The sequence below is a fragment of the Thermogutta sp. genome, from assembly GCF_014359955.1.
Taxonomy (GTDB): Bacteria; Planctomycetota; Planctomycetia; order Pirellulales; family Thermoguttaceae; genus Thermogutta.
In genome coordinates this window covers 1-6,421 of sequence record NZ_JACIYL010000196.1, presented here as the reverse complement: position 1 = coordinate 6,421, position 6,421 = coordinate 1, and the positions used below count along the sequence as shown (strand labels likewise).

Below are 6,421 nucleotides of genomic sequence, written 5' to 3'. Positions count from 1 at the left end.
ATACGCCCACCTGGTTCGCAAGATCATTTTCCAGTGTATCGAGGCCGTCTCCTACCTTCACCGTCAGGGATACGTGCATCGGGATATCAAACCGGAAAATTTTCTGGTGTCAAACCAGGGGGATGTGAAACTCATCGATTTTGCGTTATGCCGCAAAATAGCCCCCAGGATTCTCTGGTATCTTCGCCCCAAGGCCAAGATTCAAGGGACGTGCAGCTACATGTCGCCGGAGCAGATTCTCAACAAGCCGCTCGATGGACGAGCAGATCTGTACAGCCTGGCCTGCACTTTCTTTGAGCTGGTCTGCGGGAAACCCCCGTTTACCGGACAGAATCAAGCCGAACTGCTGAACAAGCACCTCAAGGCCGCTCCGCCGCCCCCGGAAGCGTACAACCCGAACCTGACCCCAGAGTTCTCGCAAATTTTGCAAAAGGCCCTGGCAAAGAAACCGGCGGACCGCTTCAAAACGATAGGGGAGTTCGCCGGCGCACTGTACGACGTCCAAATCTTCAAGGAACCCCCGGTCGGCGAGGTGACGCCGGAGATGGTCAGCCTTTAGTAAAACGAATGCCGCACGTGTATTCGCCGAGCAGTGTTTTTCGCGGGGAAACAGGAACCGCGTTTTTTAGTGTGGGCTTCACACATCAGTGACGATTGAACATTGGTCCAGATTGTTGAGATTTTAACTCGATAACTTTGGCCACAATTTTGAAAAGGAAGAGTCGTTCTATGAGCGAATATCGACTGGCTTTTGAACGTCCAATTTATGAACTGGAAGCTCGTCTGGAAAAACTGGAGCGACTGGCTCAAACAGACCCCGCAGCGCGAGAAGAACTTCAACAGAAACGCAAGGAACTCATCGATCTTATTGTGCAAATATACTCCAATTTGAAACCCTGGGAGGTTGTGGAGGTTGCCCGGCATCCCGACCGCCCCAAAACGAGCGACTATCTCCAGCTCACCTTCGACGAGTTTGTGGAACTCCACGGGGACAAGTGTTTCGGCGACGATCGAGCCATTCGGACAGGCTGGGCCAAACTCGACACGTTCAAGGTGATGGTCATCGGTCACGAAAAGGGCAAAAACACCAAGGAACGTCTGGCGTGCAATTATGGTTGCGCCCATCCCGAAGGGTACCGTAAAGCGATGCACAAGATGAAACTGGCGGCCAAGTTTCGGCTGCCGATTGTGTGTCTCATCGATACACCGGGAGCCTATCCCGGCATTGGCGCCGAGGAACGTGGCCAGGCCCAGGTGATCGCGGAATCCATGTTCCTGATGTCCAAATTGCCGACACCAATCGTCTGTGTGGTCATCGGGGAAGGTGGCTCAGGGGGAGCACTCGCCATCGGGGTGGGCGACCGCGTGGCCATGCTCGAACACGCCTATTATTCCGTCATCAGCCCGGAAGGATGTGCCGGTATCCTCTGGAAGGACCGGCAGTACAAGGAGGAGGCCGCCCGGGCACTCAAAATGACCTCCAAGGACCTCATTCAGCTCGGATTGATCGACGACGTCATTCCAGAGCCACTCGGCGGAGCTCACCGCGATCCTTTCCAGATGGCCTCGCGGCTGAAACTTTACCTGCGGAACACCCTTAAAGAACTCACCGCCATCCCGATTCCTGAACTTCTGGAAGCCCGTTATCAGAAATTCCGCCGCATGGGCGTTTATCTCGAAGGCGGTGAGGCTGTGGGGATGGCGGCGCAAGCTGCCGCCTCGAGCAGCCCGGGGTATTCTCCAGCGCAGCACATCGCCGACGAGGGCGCAGCGCCCAACGCATAAGCCCAGCCGAACACCAAGGCCGCGATCTAGCTTGGGCCGATCTGCACAAGCGGAAGTCACCCGAAAGACGCGTCGGCACTTTCCTGGCGCAAAACAAACCACTTTCTTCCAACTTTCAGGGGAGCGGCCTGCGGAGTTGTTCCTCAGCGCTGGAAATGGACCTACCCACAGGAACCGCTGCCGGCGGGCAATCTGAGAACCAACTTATGGCCGAGAGAAGCAACCGAAGACCACCCAAACAGGAACTCGGCAACGTCCGATAATGTTTCTTATGTTCGGTCAGATAGGCCGTTTTTCGGCCACATCGTAAGCATTTTGGGTCGTCGGCCATCAAAAGTTCTCGGCTTAACTCGTCCCGCCGCACAAGAAGATCTTCGGTGCGGATCCTGCGGCCAAACCGCTCTGAATTCGCCTGAACAATTCAGTGATTTCGATCAGAGCGTAGCGACAAGCCAGGAGTTTTCACGGGACGGACGGCGGGAGCGCCGGGGGATCTGAAAGCTGTTCCTTGAATTTTTGGATGGTCTCCCCTACCGAGTTCCGCACCTCCGGCGGAAGAATCCGCACCGCGCGCGGCAGCAATGCTGCCACCCAGGGTCCGGCGTGCGACTCCAGCACCAGCCGCTTCGTTCCTTCCGACAGCGTGATCGCAAAGAAGGTCAACACAAAACACAAAAGGATTCCTTTCGCTAGCCCCAGCAAAGCCCCCATTTGCCGGTCAAATCCCTCCAACCGCACCCGCTGAATCCACTGGGCCACATAACGGAACACAAGCCAGATGATCAGCGAGCACACGATGAAAATGAGCAACATCGCCAGATAACGATTCCACGGCTCCTCACGGCTAAGATAAGTCGCAACAAAGGGACTCCAGCGAACGGCTGCCCAGGCACTGACGACCAGTGAGCTCAACGAGGCCACCTGCCAGGCGAACCCGCGTATTGCCCCGTACACCGTCGTCCACAGAAGAATGAGACCCATCACCAGGTCATAAATGGGAATCCCGCCTATCACCGCTTCTTCCCTCCATCAGCCGTCAGCCGGTCCGTTTCGGCCCTCTCAGTCATTCTACCACACCCGGCCTGCCTCTTCGGGGACGGCTCAATTCATCGCTATCCAGAAGGATGGTCACGGGACCATCATTGAGCAGTTCCACCTCCATATGTTCTCGGAACCGCCCGGTGGCGACCGGCAGGCCGTACCCGCGGAGGATCTGCACAAACTGATCCACCAGTTTTTCGGCATCCTGCGGCGCGGCCGCCTTTGTGAAACTCGGTCGCCGTCCCTTGCGACAATCCGCCAGCAGCGTGAACTGGCTGACCACCAGAACGGCCCCTCCTACCTCGGCCAGGGAAAGGTTCATTTTGCCCTGTTCATCTTCAAATATTCGCAATTGAGCTACTTTATCAGCGATCAGTTTAGTTTCTTTTTCGGTATCTCCAACCGCGACCCCCAACAGCACAAGCACTCCTTTCTTTATTTCGCCCACAACTTCCGCATTGACTTTTACTCGCGCCCACTGGACGCGCTGGATACACGCTCTCACGGCATCAATCCTCCGTTGAAAATGTCTATCACGAGAAAGCAGGGCGGTCCACCACGCTGACGATTCCCGCCATAACAATAGAAGATACCTTTTTAACCGCACGAAATATTGTTTTGTAAGACGGATGGGCTGCCGTACCGTCGGAAAGAGGCGCTTTCTCGCAGAGGTTTCCGACGTCCCCAGGTTTTTCTAACGTTTTTTCAGGCGACGTTCTCACCCTTTGTTCGCCCGTCGCCATTCGCCATGATAAAATGAGGGGCGGAAATGTGGGAAGATTGCCATGACAGGCGATGCGGCATGGTGGAACAGGGGAAGGGTATCATGAGTCCAATCGACGAACGACCGATCATCGCGATTACGACGGGGGACCCGGCGGGCATCGGCCCGGAAATTGTTGCTGCTGCGTGGTCCGACCCGACCGTTCATGAAATATGCCGTCCCGTGGTGGTGGGGTATTCGGAGTTTCTCCGACGGGCAGCGGCACTGCGACGCTTGCAGCTTCGAATCACCTGCTGTGACGAACCTGCACGAGCCCAAGCTTCACCGGAAACGCTGGTTTGTATTCCGCCAGCTAACGACCATGCCCCATCCGTGCAAATGGGCCGCATCGATCCCAAAGCCGGTCAGGCTGCTTATGAAGCGATTCTGCTCGGCACGGAACTGGCACTTGCCGAGAAGGTCGATGCCCTCGTGACAGCTCCGATCAACAAGGAGGCCCTTCACGCGGCGGGCCATCACTATCCGGGGCATACCGAGCTCTTGGCGGAGCTGTGCGGTGTGAGTCAGGTAGGGATGGTGCTTTATCTTGGGCCCGGGGCACCGCTGAGGGGCCCGGCTGGGCTAGCCATTGTGCATGTGACCCTCCACATGGCGATGAAAGAGATCTTCCGCCATCTCACTGCCGAGGCCATCCTCAACAAGATCCGCCTCATCCACGGCCTGGTCCGCTGCCTGAAAAACGGCCCGCCACGGATCGGAGTGTGTGCGCTCAACCCCCATGCCGGAGAAAACGGTCTGTTTGGGAATGAAGAGAATCTCCTCATTACCCCGGCAGTGCGTCGTGCCCAGGACGAAGGACTTCCCGTCGAAGGACCGGTCGCAGCGGATGCCCTGATGGTGCAGGCGCGGGATGGCCGGTTCGACGGCGTGGTGGCCATGTATCACGATCAGGGCCACATTACGCTCAAACTGTTGGGAATGCACCGGGCGGTCAACATCACAGCGGGACTCCCCATCATCCGGACCAGTGTGGCCCACGGCACGGCATTCGATATCGCCGGCCAGGGAAAAGCTGACCCCGGAAGTTTGATCGAGGCCATCCGCGTGGCAGCCCTCCTGGCACGACACCGCCGACGAAATAAATCGTCAACCAGCGCACCATAACGAACAGCGGAACGCGAGCCAGTTTCAACCCTCGATGGTGTGCATCCTAGCCCACTGTACGGGGAGGGATCTTCTGCCCCGATGACCAATTCCCTCTACGGAATCTTCTCTTCGAATGTTGCTGCCGCGGTCAAGACGTAACTCCAAGGGGACGAAATCTGACAAACCTAACGTCAATTTAGAAAAACCGAGAAATATATGTATGCTGCATGTCGGCCTCGGTATGCGCAATGTGACGCATTTGCCGGATTTACCAAAGAGAACCGCGAGAAGCTGTCGAAGAATACCGTCAGAAGACCGCGTTGAAAGAGTCCGGCCTAGGAGCCTCTATGGCCCAACGGAAGGCAAAGAGTGATCCATTTTGCCCGTTCAGCGCGGGTCACCATCGAGAGGACACAAGCAGTTACGGGATCACCGACATCCTGCTGTGAGGGGGATAACCCGATGAGATGTGGAGCTGCTCTTTGTGTGGTGTTAGCGGTCGTTGCGGGCTGCAAGGGCCCGTTCCAGCAAAACCTTCCGCCCGCCCAGCAACTCATGGAGATGGGTCCTGGGGTGGGAGGCCCGGGTCCAGGGGTCCAGGCGCCGTACGCCCCTATGTTGATGCCGGCTCAGGTGCCGGTCTCCCAGATCAACTTTATCGGTCCAGAAGGAATGCAGGTCACGTGGGACGTTTCGGCACCGGGTGCGTTCGACTCTGAACCGCTGGTGTGTCCGGGACGGTACAACTTTCCACAGGGTGCTATTTATCGGTTGAAGTTGACGAATATTCCGGGGCGACCCGGCGTCGAGTTATATCCCACCCTGGAAGTGGCTCCGGCGATGCCGCGGACCGAGGCATTCATCGCCCATAATGCCATTCCCGTCCAATTCACGGACGAGGACTTCGACCAGGTCCTTAGTGGGAACTTCGTCACGAAGGTGGTTTACCTCCCCGATCCCAACTATCAGGAGCTCGCCGTGGCGGGTGCGGAAACCCTCGTGAGTACACGGCTGGATCCGGGCGTGGACCCGATCGTCGAGGCCGATCGCCGCGGCTCCATCTTGGCGATCATCCGCATGGGGAATCGTGACCTTCAGATCCCCGGTGATGTGGCAAGCGTTGGCCAGGACGTTGTCCCTGCCGGCGGCCAGGCCAACGGAATGGGCCTTCAGGGTACCCCCTTCGCCGCTGGTCCCGCAATGGCCGGTGGCGGCACCGTTCCGATGAACTATATCTCGGGCGTCACGGGGCCTCAGTACGGAATGCCCATGAGCGGCACGCCCATCGGTCTCCCGGGACCACCCCATGTGCCGCTGGGAGGTCCGGCCGGTCTCCAGAAACATGTGATGCGGAATCATACGTTCGTCCACATTCCGCATCCCACCCATAAAGTGCGGATTGATGTGAAACAGTCCCCGGGAATCAACTATCCGAAGCCGGCGAACCACGCTTACATCCACGAACAGACAACCCCGGGTTTGACAATCTTCCGCCAACCGCATTCTTATGGGCACGAGGTGATCGATGCCACGGCCCAACCGGTTGATCAGCCCGCGTACGTTGATCCCGGCGTAGACGCCAACGGCTCAACGGCGAGCAGCCCGGCTCAGTAATCTCCCGCGATACCCCCAACGCAGACCGCTTGATTGTCCTCCGACGTGGGAGACCAAACCCGTCGTGCCCATTGCCGGCCAGCACGACGGGTGTTTTTGTGGGCGAGAGGA

The 6,421-nt window shown here is 57.7% G+C and carries 6 protein-coding genes; 4 read left to right on the top strand and 2 right to left on the bottom strand.

Features of this window, described 5'->3' with window-relative positions; all coding sequences use genetic code 11:
- Together H5U08_RS07985 and H5U08_RS07980 are read left to right on the top strand one after the other, a co-directional pair.
- Nucleotides 1-559 (top strand): serine/threonine-protein kinase (locus tag H5U08_RS07985; RefSeq protein WP_297031967.1); only part of this gene is annotated, 559 nt, incomplete at its 5' end.
- A gap of 170 nt (nucleotides 560-729) precedes the next feature.
- The gene (locus H5U08_RS07980; RefSeq protein ID WP_297031965.1) at nucleotides 730-1,785 is read left to right on the top strand and encodes an acetyl-CoA carboxylase carboxyltransferase subunit alpha; all 1,056 of its coding nucleotides are present in this window, start codon (nucleotides 730-732) and stop codon (nucleotides 1,783-1,785) included.
- Nucleotides 1,786-2,247: 462 nt separating this feature from the next.
- Here H5U08_RS07980 and H5U08_RS07975 read toward each other — a convergent pair whose 3' ends face one another.
- Together H5U08_RS07975 and dtd are read right to left on the bottom strand one after the other, a co-directional pair.
- On the bottom strand, nucleotides 2,248-2,799 hold the full coding sequence (locus H5U08_RS07975; RefSeq protein WP_297031963.1) for a CvpA family protein: 552 nt from the start codon (nucleotides 2,797-2,799) through the stop codon (nucleotides 2,248-2,250).
- 49 nt (nucleotides 2,800-2,848) lie between these two features.
- Entirely contained in the window at nucleotides 2,849-3,331 is a 483-nt protein-coding gene (dtd, locus tag H5U08_RS07970) for a D-aminoacyl-tRNA deacylase (RefSeq protein ID WP_297031961.1), read from the bottom strand.
- Between the two features lie 321 nt (nucleotides 3,332-3,652).
- Between dtd and pdxA the strand changes: the two genes are divergently transcribed.
- Nucleotides 3,653-4,714, top strand: a complete 1,062-nt coding sequence (pdxA, locus tag H5U08_RS07965) for a 4-hydroxythreonine-4-phosphate dehydrogenase PdxA (protein ID WP_297031959.1) — start codon at nucleotides 3,653-3,655, stop codon at nucleotides 4,712-4,714.
- Nucleotides 4,715-5,158: 444 nt separating this feature from the next.
- Nucleotides 5,159-6,310 carry a hypothetical protein gene (locus H5U08_RS07960; protein WP_297031957.1) on the top strand — a complete coding sequence of 384 codons (1,152 nt, stop codon included), beginning with the start codon at nucleotides 5,159-5,161 and terminating at the stop codon, nucleotides 6,308-6,310.
- The last annotated feature ends 111 nt before the right edge of the window (nucleotides 6,311-6,421 follow it).

Bases quoted from the DNA above. Each gene is read 5' to 3' on its own strand.
- H5U08_RS07980 (WP_297031965.1), top strand. From the start codon at position 730: ATGAGCGAATATCGACTGGCTTTTGAACGTCCAATTTATGAACTGGAA.
- pdxA (WP_297031959.1), top strand. From the start codon at position 3,653: ATGAGTCCAATCGACGAACGACCGATCATCGCGATTACGACGGGGGAC.
- H5U08_RS07960 (WP_297031957.1), top strand. From the start codon at position 5,159: ATGAGATGTGGAGCTGCTCTTTGTGTGGTGTTAGCGGTCGTTGCGGGC.